Raw genomic sequence first — 21979 nt, 5'->3', positions numbered from 1 at the left:
CTGACCCGGGCACCGCGCCACGGATCAGAGCAACCCGAGCCCCGTCAGGTCCGCCGCATACTTGGCGATCAGCTCCGCCGTCACGTGCGGGATGTCCCGCTCCGGGCCGACCTCCGCCTCGCGGACCGCGCTCCGGAAGTGGTCCGCCGGGATGCCCGAGCCCGGCACCGCCTCCGCGGGAACGGCGAACGCGTGCAGCAGCGGCAGCAGCGAGTGCTGTTTCTGCCGGTCGGGCAGCGCCCGGATCGCCGTCTCGAAGCGGGCGAACCACGTGCCGTAGTCGTCGATCCGGGTGATCGGGTGGCCGGCCTCGACGAGCCAATCCACGTACGTGTCGAGTGAGATCCCGTCTTCGTGGGGGTTGAGGACGTTGTACGTCTCGTACCCCTTCGCGACGCCCGCGCCCAGCGTCGTGATCGCCGCGGCGGTGAAGTCCGCCGGGAGGCCGTCGTAATGCGCCGGCTCCGAAGTGCGGTAGAACGACCGAGGCGCGATGCCCGTGACGATCAAGCTCAGCAGCAGCCGGGTGAACATGTCCGGCACGTTCAGCTGCCCGGTGTAGCGGCTGTGCGCGAGGATCATGTCCGAGCGGAACGTCGCCACCGGCAAGCCGCACAGGTCGTGCGCCTCGCGCAGCAGCACCTCGCCCGCCCACTTGCTGTTCGAATAACCGTTGGCGTAACCGTCGTCCAGCGGCCGGGTGGGGCTGGTGCGGCGGACGTCGGTGTCCTCCGCCGCGGTCGCCGCGTCGCCGGTGAGGACACCGACCGTCGAGAGGTACGTGACCGGCTTCAGCTTCGTGGTGAGCGCGAGCCGGATCACCTCCGCCGTGCCCAGCACGTTCGGGCCGAACAACTGCGCGTACGGCAGCACGTGGTTGACGAGCGCGGCGGGGTGCACGACGAGGTCGACACTCTCCGCCAGCCGCTGCCAGGTCGCGGGTTCGAGGTCGAAGCGAGGTTCGCCGAGGTCGCCGGCCAGCACCTCCAGGTGCGCGTCGGCCAGTTCCCGGTAGTGCCGCGACAGTGCGGCGTCGCCGCTGTCGAACGCCGCGTCCAGCCGGGCGCGCGCGGCCGCGTCGTCCCGGCCGCGGACCACGCAGACCAGCTTGCCGCCCTCGGGGGCGAGCCGTTCCAGCCACTCCAGGCACAGGAACCGCCCGAGGTAGCCGTTCGCGCCGGTCAGCAGCACGGTCCGGGTCGGCCCGGCCGGCCGCGGCAGGCTCTCCGCGGCGGCGAGCGTTCCGGCGTCGAAGAACTTGTCCAGGGTCAGGTCGGCGGCCCGCACCTCGGTCGCGTCCGGGCCGTGGACGCCGGCGACGGTCGGGCGTTCGCTGCCGGCGAGGTTGCGGGTGACGTACTCCGCCAGTGCGCCGAGGTCGTTGGCCGGGCTGACGACGACGCCCACCGGCACCTCGATCGCGAAGATCTCCTGCAGCAGGTTCGACAACGTCAGCGCCGACAGCGAATCGCCGCCCAGATCGGTGAAGTGCACATCCGGGCCGAGATCCCCAGCGGTGGTGCCGAGCACGGCCGCCGCGGCCGCGGTCACCGTCTCAAGGACCGGACGGTCCCGCCCGGAGGCGCGCAAGCGTTGCAGCTCATCGGTTTCCCGCTCGGCCAGCTCGGCGTACCGGCGTTCCAGCCGCTCGCCGTAGTGCTCCTTCAGCTTGGGCCGCTGCAGCTTGCGGATCCCCGACAGTAGGCCGTTCTCCGTCGTGAACGGCTCGGTCTCGACGAGCAGGTCCCGCGGGATCTCGTAGGAGTTGAGGTCTTCGTCCTTCGCGATCCGTTGCAGCGAATCGAGGAGCAGCGCCTTGACGTCACCACCGGCCCGCTCGAGCGCTTCGGGCGTCGGGACGGCCACGGCGAGCAGGTAGGCCCGTTCGCTGCTGCCGTAGACGTAGATCTGCCGGATCACCGGGCTGGCCGCGAACAGCGCCTCCAGCCGGGACACCGCGACGAACTCGCCCTGCGACAGCTTCAGCACGTTCTTGCGGCGGTCGAGGTAGACCAGCTCGTCCGGGCCGGTCTGCGCCATGACGTCGCCGGTGCGGTAGAAACCGTCCTCGGTGAACACTTCCGCCGTGGCGTCGGGGCGGTGGTAGTAGCCGGGGATCAGCGTGTTCGAGCGGATCAGCAGCTCGCCGCGCGGGTGCGGCGCGTCGGTGTGGAAGTAGCCGAGGTCCGGGACGTCGTCGAGGCGGTAGTCGAGCACGCGTTCGCGCATCAGCTTGTGGTCGAACAGGACACCGCCGGCTTCGGTCGAGCCGTACCCGTCGTGCAACGGCAGGCCGAGCACGGACTCGACGAACGTCGTCAGCTCGGCCGAAAGCGGCGCGGAACCACTGGCGGCCCACAGGATCCGGCCACCGAGGACCTCGTCACGCAGCCGGGCCTTGACGTCGGTGCCGCCGCGACCCAGCTCGCTCTGGTACCGCTGGAAGAGCATGTCGCAGATCCGGGGCACGAACATCACCTCGGTCGGCCGCGCGAGCGCGATGTCCTCGAACAGCGTCGAAAGGTCGCTGCGGGCCACGAAGAACGACGTCCCGCCGCGCGAGAGCGTGCCGAACAGCACGGCCCGGCCGGCGATGTGGCTCATCGGCATGAAGTTGACGCCCAGCAGGGGCAGGCCGGCGCGCTCGGGGAAGAACCCGCGCCACAGCTCGGCCACCAGCCGCGCCGGGTACATCGCGCCCTTGGGCGTGCCGGTGCTGCCGGAGGTGTAGATCAGCAGCGACAGCCGCTCCTCGTCCGCCGTGACCGCGGGCAGCGGCCCGGCGTCGCGGTCGAGCAGCTGCGGCAGGGTCTCCAGGACGACGCCGGTCAGGCGGGCCCGCGCGGCCTCGATCGCTTCGCGTTCCTCGTCGACGTCGGGGTGGTGGTCGAACACCACCACGCGCCGCACCGAGGCGGCGCCGAGAACCAGCTCGGTCGCGGCCTCGAGGTGTTCGACGCTCGTGGCGAGCACACGCGGCCCGGTCTCCTCGATGATCGGCCGCAGCTGCCCGAGGGCCGCCCCGGCCTGCAGCGGGACGGCGACCGCGCCGAGCCGGACGCACGCCAGGTCGAGCGTCGCGTAGTCGCCGCTGGTGAACCCGAGCGTGGCCACGAAGTCTCCGGCGCGCACCGGGTCGCGCTCGTCGTGGTGCCAGGCGGCGGCCACCGCGCCCGCGCGCCGCCACAGCTCGCCGTAGGTCGTCGTGGCGAACCGCGGCAGCAGCCGGCGGGTCGTCCGGCCGGTGCCCGGCTCGGTGACGGCCTCGGTGGCGCGTTCGCCGACCGCGGGCCGGTCGGCGTAGGCGGTCATCACCGCTTCGACGATCTCCAGCAGCGGCGCACTGGGTCGAAGGACGGCTTCCGTGACGTCCTCGCGCGGGGCCGCGGCCGCGAACTGCGCGTCCTGGGCGAAGAGTTCGGCCCGCCGGTCGAGAACGGCCTGGTCACGCTGGTCGGCTGTCGCCATTTTCCACCTCCGGGGTCGGCACCTCGGAGGCGGCGCTGACCCCGAAGAATTAAATGCGTACGCCAACTAAATTTACTCAGCGTTGCGCATCCGTCACGGGTTTCCGGCTGTGATCTTGAACTCTTCGTGCCTAGTTGGTGACTTTCTGCGAGCGAACCAGACAATGAGGACGATCACCAGCAGCCCGGCGAGGCCGAGCCACCACCACCCCGGCGTTCCGGCCGCGGCCGTTTCGGGGTGCTGGGCGAAGCCGAGCCCGCCGTCGCGCTGGTACCGGGAACCGGGCTGCTTGTCCGCGTACCGGTCGTGGACCTGGCGCTGGTAGTCCGGCAGCGGGACGAACGCGCCGACCGGCGTCTGCGGCAGGCTGGCCTGCAGCAGCCGGACGCCGTCGGCGCCCAGCGCGTACCAGCCGTTGATCTGCGGTTCGTCGAGCAGGACGGCACCGGCCGGCAAGCGGGTGGCGAGCCGGGTCTCGTCGTCCCCGGAGAGGACGCTGCCGACCCGCCACCCCGCCTGCGCGTCCGGGGCCGCCTGGATGGTGGCGGTGCGGCCGTCCTGGGCACGCGCGACGACCGCGACGTACTCCAGAACCGCCACCCGGCCGTCGCCGTCGCCCCGCACGAACGCCGGGTCGAGGGTGTAGGCCGGGACGCCCGTGTCCGCCACGGTGATGACGCCCGGGTCGGGCTGACCAGGTCTGCGGAAGTTGGTCCTGGCGAAGCTGATCGCTTGCGCCGAGTGGGCCGCGGTCACCGCCGCGGCGACCTGCGCGGCCGGCAGCGGCACCCACGCCGGTGGCGCGGCCGAGGCCGCCGCGCCGAACCCGGCCGGGGCCGCCAGCGCCAGCACCACCGCCGTCAGGACCTTCGTCGCAGACCTGGTCATGGCCTAGCTCACCGCCCGCCCGTGATGCCGACGACCGTGTCGCCCCAGGTGAACTCGCTGTTGCGCAGGTAGTCGTTGTAGGACTGCGTGCGGTAGCGCTGATACGTCGGCCACGGGTCGCCGACGTTCATCGACTGGTTGCCCGCGTCGTAGCCGTAGATCACCTCGGCGTGGCCGCCGCCGGAGGTCCAGTAGATCCCGGTGAGCGCCGGGTTCCCGGCGTCGATCTGCTGGGTGATCGTCGAGAACGACACCGCTCCCCCGGCGCTGCTGGCCGAGAACCCGGTGCCGCGGAAGCCGTTGACGATCTCGCCGATCTGCGCGGCCTGGTTCGGGCAGTTGCCCGCGGTGGTGCCCTTGCCGGCGGCGCAGAACTGGTTCTGCGACGTCGAAGCGCCGTGGAACTGCTCGATGCTCGCGCCGTCGGCGGCCCAGCACCATTCGTCGTTCTGCTGCACCTGCTGGCTGTAGTCGAGGCTGCGCGCGGCCTTGGCGTCGCGGGCCGCGTTCGCCGGGAGCCGCAGGGCGCTGTTGTCGCCGAGCGGGTGGGTGAGCGTCACGCCGTTCGGCGCCGAGGGCGCGACCGGCTGGGCCCCGGCCGCCGGGGTGAGCGCGAGCGTGGCCGTGACCACGACCGCACCACACGCGAGAACCAGGCCCATCATTCGTTTGTCCAGCGCGATGACCACGAGCTTCTCCTTGCACCAAAGGGAAAGGGGGACGACGGGGAACGGTTCCGGACCCATTCCGCGGTAACTTCGCCCCATCACTGTGCGACAGGAGAAAATCTCCAACAACCGACGCAAGTCGGTAAACGATGAGTAAACGACCAGCCCGCCGCGCGGTGGCCCGCGTCACATTTCCGCTGGTCAGGACGCCGGGTTCGCGGCGCGCGGCGGACGTCGCCGCCTCGGTGTTATGCCAGGTGTTATGGGTGCCCGGGTGCCGTTTCCCGGCCTTTCGGAGCCCGGCAAGGGGCGGGCTGACAGACTCGACCGGTGATCCTCGGTTACGTCCTCGCCCTGCTGGCCGCCGTCGCGTCCGGCAGCGGCTCGATCCTGGAGTCCGCCGGCGTGCGGCGGGCCGGTGCCTACGGCGGCGCGCCCCAGGATCTCGTCGCCCTGCGCAGCCAGCCGCTCTACTTCCTCGGAGTGGGCGTGGACCTGCTGGGCTTCATCTTCGCCGCGGCGGCGCTGCACCGGCTGCCGCTGTTCCTCGTCCAGTCGGTGCTGGCGTTCAGCGTCGGCGTCACGGCGACGATCTCCGCGTTCCTCGGCATCCGGCTGGCCTCCGCCGGCTGGGCCGCGCTGGGTGTCGGCGCGACCGGCCTCGTCCTGCTGGGCCTGTCCGCGGACCCGGGCCCCGCGCACCTGCTGCCCACCTTCGGCAAGTACCTGCTGCTGGCCGCGGCGGTGCCGATCGCGGCGACCGGCTTCTACATCCAGCGCCACGACCGCCGCTGGTCGGCGCCGATCCTCGGGTTCTGCGGCGGCCTCGGCTTCAGCGTCGTCGGCATCTCGGCCCGGACGCTGGACACGTCGGGACCGGCCTGGCGGATGGCGCTGGACCCGGCGATCTGGGCGATGATCGCCAACGGCCTGGTCGCCGCGGTGGTGTTCGCGATGGCCCTGCAACGCGGCCGCGCGACCGCCGTCACGGCCACGATGTTCACCACCAACACCGCCGTGTCGTCCCTGATCGGCGTGACCATCCTGGACGACCGCGTCCGCGACGGCTTCACGGTCGCGGCCATCGCGGGCTTCGTGCTCGCCGTCGCGGGCGCGATCGGCACCGCGCACTACGCCGCCGCCCACAAGGCGCCCACCGCGGAGACGGCGGAACCCGTCTGAGCGACGGGTGTCAGTGATCGCCCTGCCGGCCGAGCGTCTCGACGGGAGTCGCACCAGGGCGGGTCCACTGCGGCACCGGCCGGCTGGTCGGCCCCCAGGTCGGGACCCCGTCCGCGTCCGAGCGCCAGGACCAGCAGGCGTGCCGTCCCTCGGACTCGTGCCACTCGGGCTTGTCCTCCCAGGCCTCCCCGCGGCCGTAGGGCGTCATGTCGAGCAGGCCCATCGACGCGTTGACCCGCTCGTTGCCCCGGCCCGTCGTGGTGTAGGTGAGGAACACGCGGTCGCCGTCGCGCAGGAAGCAGGTGAGGGTGCCCATGTCGCCGCCGACCGGCGCGGGCACGTCGCGCACCGAGTACCAGGGCTCGGTGTAGCCCATGAACTCGACGAAGGCGGCCACCTCGTCCCACGGTCCCGAGGTCAGCACGGCGTACGAGACACCGCGGGCGTTGAGGTAGACGGTGTCCCGGAGGTGCCAGGCCGTGGTGGTGCAGCCCTCGCACTGCCCTTGGTGCGGCGCGCCGTCGTGCCACATGTGCTTGTAGACCACGAGCTCGTCGCGGCCCTGGAACAGGTCCGTGAACGGGACCGGGCCGCCGGGGCCGGTGACCGCGACCGTGGCGTCGAACTCCACCACCGGCAGCCGGCGCCGGGCCGCGGCGATGGCGTCGCCCTCGCGGGTGTGGGCCTTCTCGCGGACCAGCAGCTCGTCACGGGCTCGCTGCCAGGTGGCCAGGTCGACGACGAGCGGGTTCGTCACGGGTCTCTCCGTTCGGTGCCGGTGCTCCTACACGGACCCAACGAACTCACCCCGGCCGTTTCGACACGGCCCGGAAAACTTTCTAAGCCGGGAGCACCGCGGCCTTGAACCCGGCCGCCGCGGCGAGGCCCGACAGCTCTCCGGCGCCGTCGGCGGGCAGGAGCACCAACGGATAGCAGTCGGACTCGATGTCGAGGACGGCCAGCGCGGTGCCGGTCCCGGCCAGCCGCTCCCCCGCCAGCTCGAGGAACTCGTAAGTCGGCAGGTCGGCCTGGGCGAGCGACGTCCAGATCTCGTCGGCCGGCGGCGCGGACCGCAACACCCGCAGCTGCCCGGTGATCTCGCCGGGCGCTTCCTTCCAGTCCACTTCGGCCAGCAGCCCGTGGTCGGTGAGCGCGTCCACGAGGGCGATCCACGCCAGCAGGTCGAACGGCTCGTCGATGCCGCGGTCGTCGAGCCGGTCGGCGTGTTCGCGCAGGTAGGCGGCGGGATCGTCGTGCGCGGCCACGGCCAGGTCACGCACCTGCGGCACGTCCGGCGCGAGCAGGCCGGCCACGGCGATCAGCGCGTCGCGAGGTGTCATGAGCGTCCTCCCAGGACGCCCATGATGGCACCGGGCACGACGAATGGCGGCTTGACCCCCGCCGGGATCCGGAGTCCCATGTACGCCGTGATCCGACTGCGCTCGACCGCCGTGCTCCTCGCCTTCGCCGGCCTCGTCGCGGCCCCGGTGCCCGCGCTGGCCGCCGCGCCCGCCCACGCCGGCCCGTCACTCGGCTTCGACCTGGACGCGGCCACCATCCCCGAGCTCCAGCAGCGGATGGACCACGGCCGGCTGAGCGCCGTGACGCTGACCCAGGCGTACCTGCACCGGATCGACACCCTGGACGGCAAGATCCACGCCGTCGTCGCCGTCGACCCGGGTGCCCTGCGCGCGGCCGCGGCCAGCGACGCCCGCCGCCGCACCGGCCACACGCTCGGGCAGCTGGACGGGATCCCGGTGCTGCTCAAGGACAACATCGACACCCGGACGCTCCCCGCCACCGCCGGTTCGCGGGCGCTGCCACGCAGCCGTCCGGCCGCCGACGCCGCCCTCGTGGACCGGCTCCAGCGCGGCGGCGCGGTGATCCTCGGCAAGACCAACCTCTCCGAGTGGGCCAACTACCGCTCCACCCACGCGACGTCCGGCTGGTCCGGGATCGGCGGCCAGACGAACAACCCGTACGTCCTCGACCGCAACCCGTGCGGCTCGTCCTCGGGCTCCGGCGCCGCCGTGGCGGCCACCCTGGCGCAGGTCGCGATCGGCACCGAGACCGACGGCTCGGTCGTCTGCCCGGCGGGCGCCAACGACGTCGTCGGTGAGAAGCCGACGCTAGGGCTGGTCAGCCGGACCGGTGTCGTGCCGATCTCCGCGGAGCAGGACACCGCAGGCCCGATGGCGCGCCACGTCGTCGACACCGCCATCACGCTGTCCGTCCTGCAGGGACACGACGCCGCGGACCCGGCGACGGCGGCGATCCCCGCGGGCCAGCCTCGCGACTACGCGGCTCTGCTGCGTCCCGGTGCCCTGCGCGGCGCCCGGATCGGCGTCTGGCGGATGGCCGGCCAGGACGCCGACGTCGACCGGGTCGTCCAGGACGCCGTCCGCACGCTGACCTCCCGCGGCGCGACCGTCGTCGAGGTCGACCTGCCCTACCAGGACCAGATCGGCGCCGCCGAGTCCCCCGCGCTGCTCACCGAGTTCAAGCGCGACGTCAACGCCTACCTCACCCACCGGCCGGGCCACCCCGCGAACCTGAACGAGCTGATCGCCTTCAACAAGAAGGACCCGGTCGAGCTGTCGAAGTTCGGCCAGGAGCTGTTCGAGCAGGCGGCCGCCGCGCCGGACGCGACCGATCCGACCTACCGCGCCCAGCGCGCGACGGCGACGTCGCTGGCCCGCCGGTCGATCGACGAAACCCTGGCCGCGCAGCACTTGGACGCCATCGTCGCGCCGACCAACAGCCCTGCGTGGAAGACGACCTACGGCACCGGCGACGCGTTCGTCCTCGGTTCCTCGACCCCGGCCGCCGTCGCGGGCTACCCCAACGTGTCGGTCCCGGCCGGGTTCGCGGGCCCGCTCCCGATCGGCGTCTCGTTCTTCGCGGGACGCTGGGCCGACGCGCGGATCCTCTCGCTCGCGGCAGCGTTCGAGAAGGCGGCCCCGGCCCGGAAGGCCCCGGCCTTCATCCCGACGATCGGCTGACGCACACGGTTACCGCGCCGCCCGGTACTCCGACGGGCTGATGCCGCGCGCCCGGCGGAACGCGGTGCTGAGGTGCTGCGGGTGGCTGAACCCGCAGTCCGCGGCGATGACGCTGATCGGGTCGGACGTCCCGGCGAGCCGGTGCTCGGCCTCACGCAGGCGGAGGTCCAGGACCCAGCGCATCGGCGTCACGCCGGTGCTGCGGCGGAACGAACGCAGGAAGTGGCGGGGGCTGAACCCGGCCACCGCGGCCAGCCGGCCGACGGTGACCGGGTCACGCAGGTTCCGCCGGACGTGGGCGTCCAAACGCGACAGTGTCCCGGCCGGCAGCCCGGCGGCGGACGGCTCCGGTTCGGCTCCGCGCGTCAGCCGGACGAGGTGCGCGAGGCTCTGGCGGGCGACGCCGTCGACGAACAGGTCGAACGTGTCGTCCGGGGCCGCGGCTTCTTCCGTGACCTCGCGCAGGGCCCGGACGAGCGGGGGCCGGTCGAACCCGACGAGCGCGCGCCGCGGCGCCGGGAGGTCGTGGTCGGCGGCGAGGTCCGGGTCGAGGAACAGCACCGTGTAGCGGCACAGCCCGTCGATCGCGAACGTGCCGGTGACCTCGGTGTCCGGCGGGATGTAGCAGAGGCTGTTGGTCGCGGTGACGACGTCGTGGAAGGGCCGGCCGTCCACCGCGATCCGCAGCTCGCGCACCCCGGAGCCCCACCAGAACAGCGCCGCGGCCGGCTGGCGGAAGCGCCAGCCGATCGGGTCCGCCGAGGTACGGGCCAGGGTTTCCAGCCGGGCGAGCGCGGTGCCGCCCGCCGCGCGCTCGACCACCCGGCCGCCGACCTCCCGCCAGGCGGGCCGCTCCGCACCCGAAACCGTCATGAAGACATTCGTACCAGCGTCCGGTCAGGACTTCCCGAGCAATGAACGCACGTGCTGGACGATCTCCTCGTTCGTGTAGGCGTGCCCGCCGATCCCCCAGCCGCCCGGGACGGCCTCGGTCAGCGCGACCCACGTCCGCTCGGCCAGGGTCGGGTCACCGGCGGCCGCGGCGACCTGAGCGGTGATGTCCTTGACCACGCCGAGCTGCTGCTCGCGGTCCAGCGCGCCGGCGTTGGTCGTCACCTGGACGCGGACGTGGTCACCGCCGCCACCGGCGTCCGAAAGCGCGTCGGACGGCAGTTCGTGCACGAAGGCCGCGGTGTTCTCGGTGAAGAACGGGATCACCGGGACCTTTTCCCACCGCATCACCGTCTGCGCGAGTTCCTGGGCGAGCTTCTTCTTGTCGCCGATGACGCCCGCCGGGGCGTACACGTCGATCATGGGCATGGCGGTTCTCCGTTTCGACCGGTTCACGCGGTGCAGTCATCCTGGGACGGTCGCGGCGCGGCGCACTTCCACCAGAGCGCCGTCTGCTACACAAGAGCGTCGGGACAGAGGAGGTGATCGGCGTGGCCGATCTGCTGGGACCGCGGATCCCCGGTCCGGCGCGGTTGCGGGACCTGCTGGCCGGTGACGACATCGTCGTCGCGCCCGGGGCGTACGACGCGCTGAGCGCCCGGCTGGTCGAGGCGGCCGGGTTCCCCGCCGTCTACATGACCGGGTTCGGCACGACGGCGTCGCTGCTCGGCCGCCCGGACGTCGGCCTGCTGACGATGACCGAGATGGTCCAGGCGGCGGCCCGGATCCGGTCGGTGGTCGAGGTGCCGGTGATCGCCGACGCCGACACCGGCTACGGGAACGCCCTCAACGTCATCCGCACCGTCCGCGAGTACGAGGCCGCCGGCGTCGCCGCGATCCACCTCGAGGACCAGGTCGCACCGAAGCGCTGCGGGCACCTGGAGGGCAAGCGCGTCGTGCCCGCCGAGACGATGGTCGACCGCGTCCGCGCGGCGGTCGACGCCCGGAACAACCCCGACTTCGTGCTGATCGCCCGCACGGACGCCCGTGCCGTCGAAGGCCTCGACGCGGCGATCGACCGCGCCCGCCGCTACCGGGACGCCGGCGCCGACATGCTCTTCGTCGAGGCGCTGCAGTCCGAAGCCGAGATCGAACGCGTCGCGGACACCTTCCGCGACGTCCCGCTGCTGTTCAACTGGGCCGAGGGTGGCAAGACGCCGCCGCTGGGCCGGGATCGCCTGCGGGAGCTGGGTTTCCGGCTGGTGATCTGCCCGATCTCGACGCTGCTGGCGGCCACCCGGGCGATGCAGTCCGTGCTCGCGCGCATCGCTCAGGACGGCACGCCGGTCGACGCCGTACAGGAACTGCCCGGCCTCACCGACTTCGCCGAGCTCGTCGGCCTGCCCGAGGTCGAGGAGATCGGCGAGAAGTACGGCAACGGCTGAGTCCCCCTGATTGTGCCCTGCGTCACTCCTCTTGACGATTCTAAGACGACCGGTCATATTGAAACGACCGAAGAGAGGACGAGGACATGAGCGAGATCAAGCCCCGGTTCCGCAGCATCGACGGGTTGTCCGTCCGCTACGCCGAGAGCGACGGGCCGCACGAGGCCGAGGCCCTGCTGCTGAGCCCGTGGCCCGAAAGCCTGTACGCCTTCGACGCGAGCTGGTCGCGCCTGGCCGAGCACGCCCACCTGGTCGCGGTCGACCTGCCGGGGTTCGGGCACTCCGAACTGCGCGAGGACCTGCTGTCACCGCAGGCGATGGGCGAGTTCGTCGTCCGGATCGCCGACGAGCTGGGGCTGGCGAAGCCGCACGTCGTGGGCCCGGACGTCGGCACCAGCGCGGCGCTGTTCGCCGCGGCCCGCCACCCCGGCCGGTTCGCCACCGTGACCGTGGGCAGCGGCGGGACGTCCGTTCCGCTGAACCTGGGCGGCGTGCTCGACGAGTGGGTGCGGGCCGAGGACCTGGCGCCGTACCGGGCCATGGGCCCCAAGGACGTCGTGAAGTTCGCGCTCGCCACCATCGAGGGCTACGAGCTGCCCGACGTCGTGCGCGAGGACTACCTGGCCGCGTACTGGGGGCAGCGGTTCGTCGAGCAGATGCCGTACGTCCGCGCGTATCCGGCCGAGCTGCCGATCCTCGGCGACCTGCTGCCGGGCATCGAGACGCCGGTCCAGATCATCGCCGGCGAAAAGGACCCGGTGGTGCCGGTGGCCAACGCCGAGTACCTGCACGAACGACTCCCCCACAGCAAGCTCGACGTTCTCGACGCGGGGCACTTCACCTGGGAGGAAGCCGCCGCCGACTACGCCCGGGTGATCACGGACTGGTGGCGCGCGAACATTTGACCTAGTGTAGACGACCGCCCATATTGAACCCGGGAGGAGACCCCATGGCCAGGGCCAGCGTGCGGGAGCAGATCGTCGACGCCGCGTACGAGCAGTTCCACCGGCTCGGCTACAACGCCTGCGGCGTCAAGCTCATCACCGACAGTGCCGGCGTGCCCAAGGGGTCGTTCTACAACCACTTCGAGAGCAAGGAAGCGCTCGCCCTGGTCGTGATGGAGCGCTACGGCGCCACCCGGCGGGTGCCGGCGCTGGCCGACTCCGCCGTCGCCCCGCTGACCAGGCTGCGCGACCACTTCGAGTTCCTGGCGAGCGACATCGAGAAGTACGGCTACGAGCGCGGGTGCGTGTTCGGCAACTTCAGCAACGAGGCGGCCGACCACAGCCCCGCCATCCGCGACGGCCTGGTGACGAGCTTCGGCAGCTGGTCGGCGGCCGTCGCCGGGGCGATCCGCGAAGCCCAGGCGGACGGCTCGGTGACCTCGCAGCAGGACCCGGAGGTGCTGGCCCGGTTCCTCGTCAACGCCTGGGAAGGCGCGATCGTCGGCGAGCGCGCGGCGAAGGACGGCTCGTCCTTCGCCGCGTTCTTCACCCTCGCGTTCGACGTGGTGCTCCACTGAGCGCGGTTACGCGTGGAGGCCCCGGATGGCCAGCTCCAGGAGGCGGTCACCCTGGTCCGCGCCGGGCTCGCCGGTGCCCATCTGCCAGAGGCCGCTCATCAGCACCAGGACGTCCGCCGGGTCGAGGCCCGGCCGCATGCTGCCCGCGGCGACGCAGGCGTCGAGCAGGCGGCCGACCGCGGCGGTGATCGGCGCGTACGTCTCGTTGATCGCGTCCTGCATCGCGGCCGTGTGCAGCGCCTCGCCGAGGCCGCGCTTGAGGCGGATGTAGGCGGCCAGGCGGCGGAACCAGACGCGGAAGGCGTCCAGCGGCTCGTGTTCGGCGATCTCGTCGCCGACCAAGTCCAGCAGGCGCTGCACGTCGTGCCGGTAGACCGCGAGGGTCAGGGCCTCCCGCGTCGGGAAGTGCCGGTACACGGTGGCCGGCCCGACCCCGGCGAGCTTGGCGACGGTGTTCATCGAGACCGCGCCGGACTCGGCGAGCATGCCGCGCGCGACCTCGACGATGTGCCGGCGGTTGCGCATCGCGTCGACACGCGACGGCCGGGGCCGGGCCAGGGACAACGTTCAGCTCGCTTTCGGACGGTTCTTCCGACGAGCCGAGCCTACGTTCCGAAGGGACCACTTGCGACCGCATCTGCGGGACGAAACCGGCAGATCGCCCCGCAGATGCGGTCGCGGCCGTCAGCCGCCGAGGTCGGTGATGACGGTCTTGGTCTCCATGTAGTTGTTGAACACGGCGCTGCCCATCTCGCGGCCCCAGCCGGATTCCTTGTAACCGCCGAACGGCAGGGACGCGTCGAAGACGTTCCACGTGTTCACCCACACCGTGCCCGCCCGCATCCGCCGCGCGGTCCGGTAGGCCTTGCCGACGTCCTTGGTGAACACGCCGGCGCCGAGGCCGTAGTTGGTGTTGTTCGCGGTCGGCATGATGTCGGACTCCGAGTCGAACGGGGCCGCGGCGACGACGGGCCCGAAGATCTCCTCGCGCACCGCGGTCATCTCCTCCCGCGTCTCGGTCAGCACCGTCGGGGCCACGAAGTAGCCGCGGTCGCCGACCCGGTCACCGCCGCTGATCGTCGCGCCGTCGTCGCGACCCGACTTGATGTAGCCGGTCACCCGGTCGAACTGCTCCTGCGACACGAGCGGGCCCATCGTGGTCTCCGGGTCCAGTCCGTTGCCGACCTTGATCAGCTCGGCCTGCTCCCGGATGCCGGCGACGACCTCGTCGTAGACGGGCGCCTCGACGTAGAGCCGGGAGCCGGCGACGCAGCACTCGCCCTGGTTGAAGAAGATCGCGTTCGCCGAGCCGGCGATGGCCGCGTCGAGGTCGGCGTCGGCGTACACCACGTTCGGGGACTTGCCGCCCAGTTCGAGCGTCACCTTCTTCAGGTTCCCGGCCGCGGCCTTGACGATCTCCCGGCCGACCTCGGTCGAGCCGGTGAACGCGACCTTGTCGACGTCCCGGTGCGCGGCGAGCGCGGCGCCCGCCTCACCGAAGCCGGTGACGATGTTCAGCACACCCGGCGGCAGCCCCGCCTGCATGGCGAGCTCGCCCAGCAGCAACGCCGACAGCGGCGTCTGCTCGGCCGGCTTCAGCACCGTGGTGCAGCCGGCCGCGAGGACCGGGCCGATCTTCCACGCCGCCATCAGCAGCGGGAAGTTCCACGGGATGATCTGCCCGCAGACCCCGACCGGCTCGCGCAGCGTGAAACCGAGGTAGCGCGCGGGGTCCAGGCCGGACGTCGGGATCGTGGCGCCCTCGATCTTGGTCGCCCAGCCCGACATGTAGTGGAACAGGTCGGCGGCCAGCGGCACGTCGGCGGCCTTGGCGACCGCGTAGGGCTTGCCGTTGTCCAGCGATTCCAGCAGCGCGAAGTCCTCGAGGTGCTCGAGGATCAGGTCGCCGAGCTTGTGGATGATCCGGCCGCGCTGGCCGTGGGGCATCCGCCGCCACGGCGAGTTGTCGTCGAAGGCGGCGCGCGCGGCCCGCACGGCGCGGTCGACGTCTTCGGCTTCGCCGTGCGCGACCGAGGCCAGCACGTCCTCGGTCGCGGGGTTGAGGGTCTCGAACGTCTTCCCGGACGCGGCGTCCACCCATTCGCCGTTGATCAGCATCTGCCTGCTGAGCGATTTCACGACCTCGTCGACACGGTTCTCGTCCACGGCCAGAGTCATCAGTGACCTCCTCGTCACCCGGAGTCAAAGCCGCATATGCGGTGTGATAGCCATCACAACACCGCAGGTGCGGCCTGTCTACGGGTTCACGGCCGCGGCCTCGAATTCACCCGGCCCGGGTCGCCACGCACGGGCAGCTGCCGGTGACGTGGCAGATCCGGCCCTCGCTCTCGGGCACCCGCCGGTACCGGGTCCCGTCCTCGAGATCGACCTCGATGACGTCCAGCGGGTCGACGTCGGCGACGGTGCCGTAGCGCACCCGCCGGGTCCCGCTCTCCGGGTCGGGTTCGCTGAAGACGATCACCCGGTCGCCGCGGTGGAAGTGGTTCCATTCCCAGCCGTTGAGGTCGAACCAGGTCCCGGTGAAGGCCCGGGACACCACCGAAAGGTCCGCGCCGGTGGCGCCGGCGAGCCGGATCATTGTGTCGACCGAGACCAGCGCGCCCGGCTGGTCGGCCGAACCGGCGTCGAGCCAGCCGTGCAGGCCCGAAACCGGCACCCCGGCCGACGCGGCGATCGACCGCACGGACCGGCCCGGCTGGTAGCGCTCCAGCAGCACCGCGACCCGCGTCTTGTCGATCATGAGCGTCTCCGTCCGACGCCCCGATTGTGCCGCATCCGCGGCGGAAAAACTTCTTTCAAACCGCTTACGCGGAACAACCACCTCCCGGGCGCCGCTGGTCGAGGGCCAGCCAGACGCGGTCGCGGGTCAGGGGTAGCTCGGTGAAGCGGACGCCGGTCGCCGCGCGCACCGCGTTGGCCAGTGCCGGGGCGACCGGGTTGAACGGGCTCTCGCTCATCGACTTCGCCCCGAGCGGGCCCAGCGCGTCATCCGTGGTCATGAAGTGCACCTCGGTCCGGGGGACGTCGGCGAAGGCGGGCAGCCGGTACTGGCGGAACGCGGCCGTGGTCACCGTGCCGTCGGCCGCGGTGCGGACGTGCTCGAACAGGGTCGCGCCGAGTGCCTGCGCGACGCCGCCCTCGACCTGGCCGCGGCACTGCATCGGGTTCATCACCTTCCCGGCGTCGGCGGCGTGGACGCTGCGCAGGATCCGCAGCTCGCCGGTGCCCGGGTCGACCGCGACCCGGAACCACTGCGCGTTGAACGCCACCGACCGCGGCGTCCCGCCGAAGTGCCCGTCGGCGCTCAGTATGCGGCCGGCGGCGGCCGCCGCCTGGTGGAGTTCCTTGAGCAGCAACCGGTTCTCGCCGTGCACCACGGCGTCCTCGGCGAGCCGCAGCGCCGCCCGGTCGACACCCAGGTGGCCGGCGGCGAAGCCGAGCAGCTGATCGGCGAGGGCGTCCGCGGCGCGCAGCACGGCCTTGCCCGCGACGACGGTGCCGGTCGAGCCGAACGCGCCGGTGTCGTGGCGGACGACGTCGGTGTCGGACTGGCGGATCGCGATCCGGTCCCCGGTCGTGCCGAGCCGGCCCGCGGCGATCTGCCGGTGCACCGTCGTGGTGCCGTTGCCGAACTCGGCGGTGCCGACCGCGACGTCGTAGGTGCCGTCGGGCAGCAGAGCGACCGTCGCGTCGGCGAAGTGCCCGCGTGGCGGCGCGGTGGCGATCATCGCGAGCGCGCTGCCCTCCCCGACGAGCCAGCCCTCCGGCGCGGGCTCGCCGGGTTCGGCGCGCGCGGCGCGGACGATGTCCAGGCACTCGCCGAGGCCGTAGCTGGCGAGGTGCAGGTCCTCCTCCTCGCCGTGCGCGTCGATCATCGGCTCGCCCGCCTTGATCACGTTGCGTTCCCGCAGCACGAGCGGGTCGAGGCCGAGCAGGTGCGCGAGCTCGTCCAGGACCGACTCCAGCGCGAAGATCACCTGGCCTAGGCCGTACCCGCGGAAAGCGCCCGAGGGCACGTTGTGCGTGTAGACGGCGTAAGCGTCGGCTTTCTTGTGCGGGCAGCGGTAGACGGCGAGGGACTCGCCGCAGGCGTGGAACATCACGCCGGGACCGTGGTTGCCGTAGGCGCCGGTGTCGGACACGACGTGCAGCTGCAACGCGGTGAGCGTGCCGTCGTCGCGGGCGCCGGCCTTGACGCGCACGGTGAACGGGTGGCGGACGGTCGCGCCGAAGAACTGCTCGGCCCGGGTGAACTCCAGCTTCACCGGCCGCCGCAACCGCAGCGCGGCCAGCACGACGACGTCCTCGGCGAGCATCTCCTGCTTGCCGCCGAAGCCGCCGCCGACCCGCCCGGCGACCACGCGGACCGCGTCGTCGGGCAACCCGAACAGCGCGCACAACGCCCGCCGCGTCAGGAACGGCACCTGGGTGCTGGACCGCACGACCAGGCGCCCGTCGTCCTCGAACCAGGCGAGGGCGCCGTGGGTCTCCAGGCTGGCGTGCTGCACCCGCTGCGTCCGGAAGGTGTTCTCGTAGACGACATCCGCGTCGGCGAACCCGGTCGCGACGTCCCCGACCTCACCGTGCAGCTCGGCCACGACGTTGTCCGCGGGCCGGGCGATGCCGCTGGCTTCCGGGTCCTTCTCGTGCACGACCGGGGCGCCCGGCCGCATCGCCGCGACCGGGTCGGTGACCGCGGGCCGCACCTCGTACGTCACCGCGATCCGGCGGCAGCCCTCCTCGGCGGCGGCTTCGGAGTCGGCGACCACCGCGGCGACGCGCTGGCCCACGTGGCGCACGACGTCGTCGAACACGCGGGTGTCGGCCGGGTCGTCCTCGACGTGCTCGTGCTGGGCGCTCGAGAAGTGCTTCGGCGGGGCGTCGTGGTGGGTCAGCACCAGGCGCACCCCGGGGACGTCGTAGGCGGCCGAGGTGTCGATCGCGGTGATCCGGGCGTGCGCGTGCGGCGAACGCAGCAGCTTGAGGTGCAGCAGGCCGGGCACGTCGAGGTCGAACGTGTAGCGCGCGGTGCCCGTGACGACCTCCGGCCCGGCCGGAGCGGCCAGGTTCCGCCCGACCGTCTCCCCCGCGGCGGGTTCTTCGACGTGCTTGACGCCGCGGACGGCGTCCTCGATCGCGCGGTATCCCGTGCAACGGCACAGGTTTCCCTTGAACGCGCGGGGCAGGTCGGTGGTGTCCTCGAGGGCCGCGGTCGTCATCAGGAACCCCGCGGTGCAGAACCCGCACTGGAAACCCTGTGCGTCCAGGAACTTCTGCTGCACGGGGTGCAGCTCGCCGTCGCGGGCGAGACCCTCCACAGTGGTCACTTCCCGGCCGCTCGCGCGGACCGCGGGGTACAGGCAGCTGTGCACCGGGACGCCGTCCACGTGCACGGTGCACGCGCCGCAGTCCCCCGCGTCGCAGCCCTTCTTGACGCCGAACCAGCCACGCTCGCGCAGGTAGGTGCGCAGGCACTGACCGGGCCGCGGCTCGGCCTCGGTGTGCTGCCCGTTGACGTCCAGCTCGAAGCTCACGCCAGCTCCCCCCGGATCTCCTCGGCCAGCCGGAAGGTCATGTGGCGGCGCCAGGCGGGCAGGCCGTGGATGTCGTCGAACCAGTGCTCGTCCCCCACCGCGGCCTCGATCCCGGTGCGCAGGTCGGCCGCGTCCGGCACCCGCGGGAAGGTGAGCACGAAGGGGCGGGTGGTGGCCGCGGTGATCGTGAGGGTGAACGCCGTGCCGAGGGTGCCGATCAGGAGCACGCCGGACCGGCCGAGACCGTAGAGCGACGCCTGCCGGAACGCCGTCCGCCGGCCGAGCGCGGCCGCGGGCAGCGTCACCGACCGCAGGAGCTCACCTTCGGCGAGGACGTTCCGGCCCGCGCCGGTGACGAACGCGGCGGCCGGGACCCGGCGCTCGGTGCCGTCCTGGGCCCGGAGCAGGCAGCCGCCGTCGAGGGCGGCGGTCAGGGAGATCATCGGGCCCGCGGGCAGGGCGTTGCAGAGGTTGCCGCCGACCGTGGCCAGGTTCCAGATCTTGAACGACGCGAGGAACGCCCGGCAGCACTGCTCGACCAGCGGCGCGACCGCCAGGCCGCTGCTCGCGGCGAAGCGGGACAGCTCGGCGATCGTGCAGGTCGCGGCCAACTCAACCGAGCCGTCCACGTGGCGGGTGACGGGCGGCCAGCCGAACCGGCTCAGGTCGACCAGCCGGCGCAGGTGCGGCTGCGGCTCGGAGAACAGGTACGTGCCGCCGGCCAGCCAGGCGTCACCCGGCAGCCACGCGCCGGGCCGGCGCGGATCACGGATCGCCGTCACGGTGTTCAGGTCCATGGCACCTCCTCGCGGTCGTCCCCCAGCCAAACAACACCGCGCTCCCGGGACGAGAGGCGAACAGCACCGAAAACACCTGGTAAACGCACACCGTTTTGGAGGATCATCCAAGCCATGCGCGTGCGCGACCTGCTCGACCTCCCCGCCCTGCGGCTGCGGCTGATCTGGGGCGGCGAGGCCCTGACCGGCCGGGACATCACCGGCGTCACGGTCACGGACCTGGCCGACCCGGCCCGGTTCGTCCGGCCGGGCGACGTCGTGCTGACCGGCTTGGTCTGGTGGTCCGCCGCCGGTGGCGACGCCAAGGCCGAGCGGTTCGCCGACGCCGTCGCGCGGGCCCACGCCGCCGCGCTGCTCGCCGGGGAGGAGACCCACGGCCGCGTGCCCGACGCGCTCGCCGACGCCTGCGCCCGCCTGGGCCTGCCGCTGCTGTCGGTGCCCGCCGATACCGACTTCCGTGCCATCACCGACGCCGTCTACCTGCGCCAATGGGGTGGCTTCGACGCCTCGGCCCGGCCCGCGCTCCCGGAACCCGCCCGGCGCGAGGTGGACCGGCTGCTCGCCGAAGGCGCGCCGCTGGACGACGTCCTCGCGGCCGCCTGCGCGCCCCTGGGCGACCTCGCGTGTTACGTGGTGACCGCGACGGGGCGGGTGCTGGCCCGGACGGCGGCCGCGACCGCGCCGATCGCTCCCGGCGAGGACGTCCGCCGCCGGGTCGGCACGACCCTGCGCGTCGACGCCGGCGCGTCGCCCTACGACACGTGGCTGGTGCACGCCCCGGCCGGCACCGGCACCCCGCCCGGCGCGCTGCGGGAGATCACCGCCGTCGTCGGCCGGTTCCGGCTGGTCTGGGACGAGCAGCTCGAACCCGGCCGCAAGACGGCGAACCGGCTGGCCGCCGCCGTCGCGTCCGGAGCCGAGGAAGCCACGCTGCGGTCGGCATTGCGCCGGTCCGGCCTGCCGGGCGACGGGCCGTACGTGGTCCACACGCTGACCCTGGACGACGCGGCCGCCGCGGCCCGCGCGCTCACCGAAGCGCTCGCCGAGGTGCCGTGCGCGGTGGGCGTCCTGCCGCGCGGCGAAGCGATCGCGATCCAGGCCGGCACCGGCGTCCTGGGCCCGGACCGCTGGAAAGCGTTGCAGGCGTGCGATCCCCGGACACCGCTGGCCGCGGGAACGAGCACGACCCTCGCCGGCCCGGACGACCTCCCGTCCGGCCTCGCCCAGGCCCGGCACGCCGCCGCGGTGTCCCGGCCGGCCGGGAGCCTGGTGACGTCCGCGGCCGAGCTGACCGGCTTCGGCGCGCTGGTGTCGGGGCTCGACCCGGCGTTGCGCACGGCGTTCCGCGAGCGGGTGCTCGGCCCGCTGCTCGGCCTGGACCGCGGAAGCGGCCCGGTCTTGTTGGACACGGTCGCGGCCTTCCTGGACTGCGACGGCTCCTGGGCCCGCGCGGCCCGGGCGCTGCACGTCCACGTGAACACGGTGCACTACCGGATCGAGCGGGCCGAGGAACTGCTCGGCCGAGACCTCTCGCGGCTCGACGACCGGCTCGACCTACGGGCGGCGCTGCTCTGCTGAGTCCTTCCCCGCCGACCTCTGCAGATCCCGCAGAATCTGCGCGGCGATCTGCCCTTCAGCCGCGCTGACTCCGTGAACATCGGCACCACGCAACGCCTCCCCCAGCGATCGTGGCCGCCGGAGGTAGACGAGCACCCCGGCACCGGCCGCGGCGATGCGCGCCAGCGTGTCCTCGAGCCGACGGCCGCAATCGCAGCCGAGCGCCCCGAAAGCGTCGCCCAGCAGGCACTCGGCGTGGACTCCGACGGCCGTCGCGAAGTCGCCGAGGACGAGCGCCAGGTGCTCGCCGCCGTCGACGCGGTACCGGTAGCCGAGCACCCGGAACTGCTTGCCCAGCAAGGGAAGCCGGGCCTCGGTGACGCGCTCCACCAGGTCCTCGACCCGGCTGCGGTGGGCGGCCAGGTCCGCGATCGAGACCAGCGGAAGGCCGTGGACCTCGGCGAGTTCCCGCAGCCGCGGCACACCGGCTGCACCACCGTCGGCGTCGGTGACCAACCGGAAAGCCGCCGCGGGCGCGAGCCCGGCCAACCTCGCCAGGTCGCGTGCGGCTTCCGCGTGGGCGGGCCGTTCGAGCACGCCGTAAGGGCGGCAGGCCACCGGAAACACGTGCCCGGGCAGCCGGAACGACCGCGCTGTGCTGCCCGGGTCGGCCAGAGCGCGCAGGGTCGCCGCCCGCCCGGCGGCGGACATCCCGCCGTCCCGGAGATCCACCCCGACCCGCAGCGACGGATCCTCGCCGCCCGGCGCCATCGGCGGGATGCCGAGGTCGTCGAGCCGGGGCCCGTCGGCCGCGCAGCAGAGCAGGCCGCGGCCCAGCTCGCCAAGCCTGGCGACGGTCTCCCCGGTCACCAGTCCCGCCGCGGCGACGACCACACCGCCGTACTCGTCGTGCACGAGAGCGAGACCACCGACGGCGAGGGCTGCGATCGCGTCGGGGACACCAGTCACCGCCACCGACCGGGCGACCTCTGCACCCTCGCCAA

Annotated in this window: 19 protein-coding genes; 6 read left to right on the top strand and 13 right to left on the bottom strand. The window is 72.7% G+C overall.

Annotated features, from left to right (window positions below; all coding sequences use genetic code 11):
- Nucleotides 1-24: 24 nt before the first annotated feature.
- From car to ACIOD2_RS00805, 3 genes are all read right to left on the bottom strand, one after another.
- Nucleotides 25-3468 carry a carboxylic acid reductase gene (car, locus tag ACIOD2_RS00815; protein WP_400532786.1) on the bottom strand — a complete coding sequence of 1148 codons (3444 nt, stop codon included), beginning with the start codon at nt 3466-3468 and terminating at the stop codon, nt 25-27.
- Between the two features lie 93 nt (nt 3469-3561).
- Complete coding sequence (locus ACIOD2_RS00810; protein WP_400532784.1) at nt 3562-4356, bottom strand: hypothetical protein; 795 nt, start codon at nt 4354-4356, stop codon at nt 3562-3564.
- An 8-nt stretch (nt 4357-4364) separates the two neighbouring features.
- Nucleotides 4365-5045 carry a papain-like cysteine protease family protein gene (locus tag ACIOD2_RS00805; RefSeq protein WP_400532783.1) on the bottom strand — a complete coding sequence of 227 codons (681 nt, stop codon included), beginning with the start codon at nt 5043-5045 and terminating at the stop codon, nt 4365-4367.
- 309 nt (nt 5046-5354) lie between these two features.
- On the opposite strand from ACIOD2_RS00805, the gene ACIOD2_RS00800 reads away from it, so the two are divergent.
- Nucleotides 5355-6206: a hypothetical protein gene (locus ACIOD2_RS00800; protein WP_400532781.1), complete on the top strand. Its 852-nt coding sequence runs from the start codon at nt 5355-5357 to the stop codon at nt 6204-6206.
- A 10-nt stretch (nt 6207-6216) separates the two neighbouring features.
- On the opposite strand, the gene ACIOD2_RS00795 is transcribed toward ACIOD2_RS00800, so the two are convergent.
- Together ACIOD2_RS00795 and ACIOD2_RS00790 are read right to left on the bottom strand one after the other, a co-directional pair.
- Complete coding sequence (locus tag ACIOD2_RS00795) at nt 6217-6963, bottom strand: DUF899 family protein (RefSeq protein ID WP_400532779.1); 747 nt, start codon at nt 6961-6963, stop codon at nt 6217-6219.
- An 82-nt stretch (nt 6964-7045) separates the two neighbouring features.
- Nucleotides 7046-7546, bottom strand: a complete 501-nt coding sequence (locus tag ACIOD2_RS00790) for a DUF6630 family protein (RefSeq protein WP_400532777.1) — start codon at nt 7544-7546, stop codon at nt 7046-7048.
- A gap of 87 nt (nt 7547-7633) precedes the next feature.
- Here ACIOD2_RS00790 and ACIOD2_RS00785 point away from each other — a divergent pair, with 87 nt between their 5' ends.
- Nucleotides 7634-9208: an amidase gene (locus tag ACIOD2_RS00785; RefSeq protein WP_400532775.1), complete on the top strand. Its 1575-nt coding sequence runs from the start codon at nt 7634-7636 to the stop codon at nt 9206-9208.
- A 9-nt stretch (nt 9209-9217) separates the two neighbouring features.
- Here the strand turns inward: ACIOD2_RS00785 and ACIOD2_RS00780 are convergent, their stop codons facing one another.
- Entirely contained in the window at nt 9218-10081 is an 864-nt protein-coding gene (locus ACIOD2_RS00780) for a helix-turn-helix domain-containing protein (RefSeq protein WP_400532773.1), read from the bottom strand.
- Between the two features lie 24 nt (nt 10082-10105).
- Complete coding sequence (locus ACIOD2_RS00775; RefSeq protein ID WP_400532771.1) at nt 10106-10528, bottom strand: 4-oxalocrotonate tautomerase family protein; 423 nt, start codon at nt 10526-10528, stop codon at nt 10106-10108.
- 122 nt (nt 10529-10650) lie between these two features.
- On the opposite strand from ACIOD2_RS00775, the gene ACIOD2_RS00770 reads away from it, so the two are divergent.
- The 3 genes from ACIOD2_RS00770 to ACIOD2_RS00760 all read left to right on the top strand — a co-directional run bounded on the left by ACIOD2_RS00770 (nt 10651) and on the right by ACIOD2_RS00760 (nt 13066).
- Entirely contained in the window at nt 10651-11544 is an 894-nt protein-coding gene (locus ACIOD2_RS00770; protein ID WP_400532769.1) for an oxaloacetate decarboxylase, read from the top strand.
- A gap of 86 nt (nt 11545-11630) precedes the next feature.
- On the top strand, nt 11631-12449 hold the full coding sequence (locus ACIOD2_RS00765; RefSeq protein WP_400532767.1) for an alpha/beta fold hydrolase: 819 nt from the start codon (nt 11631-11633) through the stop codon (nt 12447-12449).
- 44 nt (nt 12450-12493) lie between these two features.
- The gene (locus ACIOD2_RS00760; RefSeq protein ID WP_400532765.1) at nt 12494-13066 is read left to right on the top strand and encodes a TetR family transcriptional regulator C-terminal domain-containing protein; all 573 of its coding nucleotides are present in this window, start codon (nt 12494-12496) and stop codon (nt 13064-13066) included.
- Between the two features lie 6 nt (nt 13067-13072).
- On the opposite strand, the gene ACIOD2_RS00755 is transcribed toward ACIOD2_RS00760, so the two are convergent.
- The 5 genes from ACIOD2_RS00755 to ACIOD2_RS00735 form a co-directional block, all read right to left on the bottom strand.
- Nucleotides 13073-13630 carry a TetR/AcrR family transcriptional regulator gene (locus ACIOD2_RS00755; protein WP_400532763.1) on the bottom strand — a complete coding sequence of 186 codons (558 nt, stop codon included), beginning with the start codon at nt 13628-13630 and terminating at the stop codon, nt 13073-13075.
- Nucleotides 13631-13750: 120 nt separating this feature from the next.
- Nucleotides 13751-15244, bottom strand: coding sequence for an aldehyde dehydrogenase family protein (locus ACIOD2_RS00750; RefSeq protein WP_400532761.1), 1494 nt, complete (start codon nt 15242-15244; stop codon nt 13751-13753).
- A 106-nt stretch (nt 15245-15350) separates the two neighbouring features.
- On the bottom strand, nt 15351-15827 hold the full coding sequence (locus ACIOD2_RS00745; protein WP_400532759.1) for a hypothetical protein: 477 nt from the start codon (nt 15825-15827) through the stop codon (nt 15351-15353).
- Between the two features lie 64 nt (nt 15828-15891).
- The gene (locus ACIOD2_RS00740) at nt 15892-18621 is read right to left on the bottom strand and encodes a molybdopterin-dependent oxidoreductase (protein ID WP_400532757.1); all 2730 of its coding nucleotides are present in this window, start codon (nt 18619-18621) and stop codon (nt 15892-15894) included.
- Nucleotides 18618-19418 (bottom strand): FAD binding domain-containing protein, encoded by an 801-nt coding sequence (locus ACIOD2_RS00735; protein WP_400532756.1) that lies wholly within the window; start codon nt 19416-19418, stop codon nt 18618-18620. The genes ACIOD2_RS00740 and ACIOD2_RS00735 overlap by 4 nt, the downstream gene beginning before the upstream one ends.
- A gap of 114 nt (nt 19419-19532) precedes the next feature.
- On the opposite strand from ACIOD2_RS00735, the gene ACIOD2_RS00730 reads away from it, so the two are divergent.
- On the top strand, nt 19533-20996 hold the full coding sequence (locus ACIOD2_RS00730; RefSeq protein WP_400532754.1) for a PucR family transcriptional regulator: 1464 nt from the start codon (nt 19533-19535) through the stop codon (nt 20994-20996).
- Here ACIOD2_RS00730 and ACIOD2_RS00725 read toward each other — a convergent pair.
- A complete protein-coding gene (locus ACIOD2_RS00725) occupies nt 20973-21950 on the bottom strand; it encodes a 3,4-dihydroxy-2-butanone-4-phosphate synthase (RefSeq protein ID WP_400532752.1) in 978 nt (325 codons plus the stop codon). The two genes, ACIOD2_RS00730 and ACIOD2_RS00725, sit on opposite strands and share 24 nt — an antisense overlap.
- Nucleotides 21951-21979: the final 29 nt, after the last annotated feature.

Origin of the sequence: Amycolatopsis sp. NPDC088138, from assembly GCF_044741685.1 — a bacterium.
Classification (GTDB): Bacteria; Actinomycetota; Actinomycetes; order Mycobacteriales; family Pseudonocardiaceae; genus Amycolatopsis.
The sequence above is the reverse complement of the archived record's forward strand: the minus strand, read 5'-3'. Positions and strand labels throughout refer to the sequence as shown.

Coding starts and splice junctions, on each gene's coding strand:
- ACIOD2_RS00780 (WP_400532773.1), bottom strand. CDS start 10,081: ATGACGGTTTCGGGTGCGGAGCGGCCCGCCTGGCGGGAGGTCGGCGGC.
- ACIOD2_RS00760 (WP_400532765.1), top strand. CDS start 12,494: ATGGCCAGGGCCAGCGTGCGGGAGCAGATCGTCGACGCCGCGTACGAG.
- ACIOD2_RS00735 (WP_400532756.1), bottom strand. CDS start 19,418: ATGGACCTGAACACCGTGACGGCGATCCGTGATCCGCGCCGGCCCGGC.
- ACIOD2_RS00775 (WP_400532771.1), bottom strand. CDS start 10,528: ATGCCCATGATCGACGTGTACGCCCCGGCGGGCGTCATCGGCGACAAG.
- ACIOD2_RS00750 (WP_400532761.1), bottom strand. CDS start 15,244: ATGACTCTGGCCGTGGACGAGAACCGTGTCGACGAGGTCGTGAAATCG.
- car (WP_400532786.1), bottom strand. CDS start 3,468: ATGGCGACAGCCGACCAGCGTGACCAGGCCGTTCTCGACCGGCGGGCC.
- ACIOD2_RS00810 (WP_400532784.1), bottom strand. CDS start 4,356: ATGACCAGGTCTGCGACGAAGGTCCTGACGGCGGTGGTGCTGGCGCTG.
- ACIOD2_RS00790 (WP_400532777.1), bottom strand. CDS start 7,546: ATGACACCTCGCGACGCGCTGATCGCCGTGGCCGGCCTGCTCGCGCCG.
- ACIOD2_RS00745 (WP_400532759.1), bottom strand. CDS start 15,827: ATGATCGACAAGACGCGGGTCGCGGTGCTGCTGGAGCGCTACCAGCCG.
- ACIOD2_RS00765 (WP_400532767.1), top strand. CDS start 11,631: ATGAGCGAGATCAAGCCCCGGTTCCGCAGCATCGACGGGTTGTCCGTC.
- ACIOD2_RS00730 (WP_400532754.1), top strand. CDS start 19,533: ATGCGCGTGCGCGACCTGCTCGACCTCCCCGCCCTGCGGCTGCGGCTG.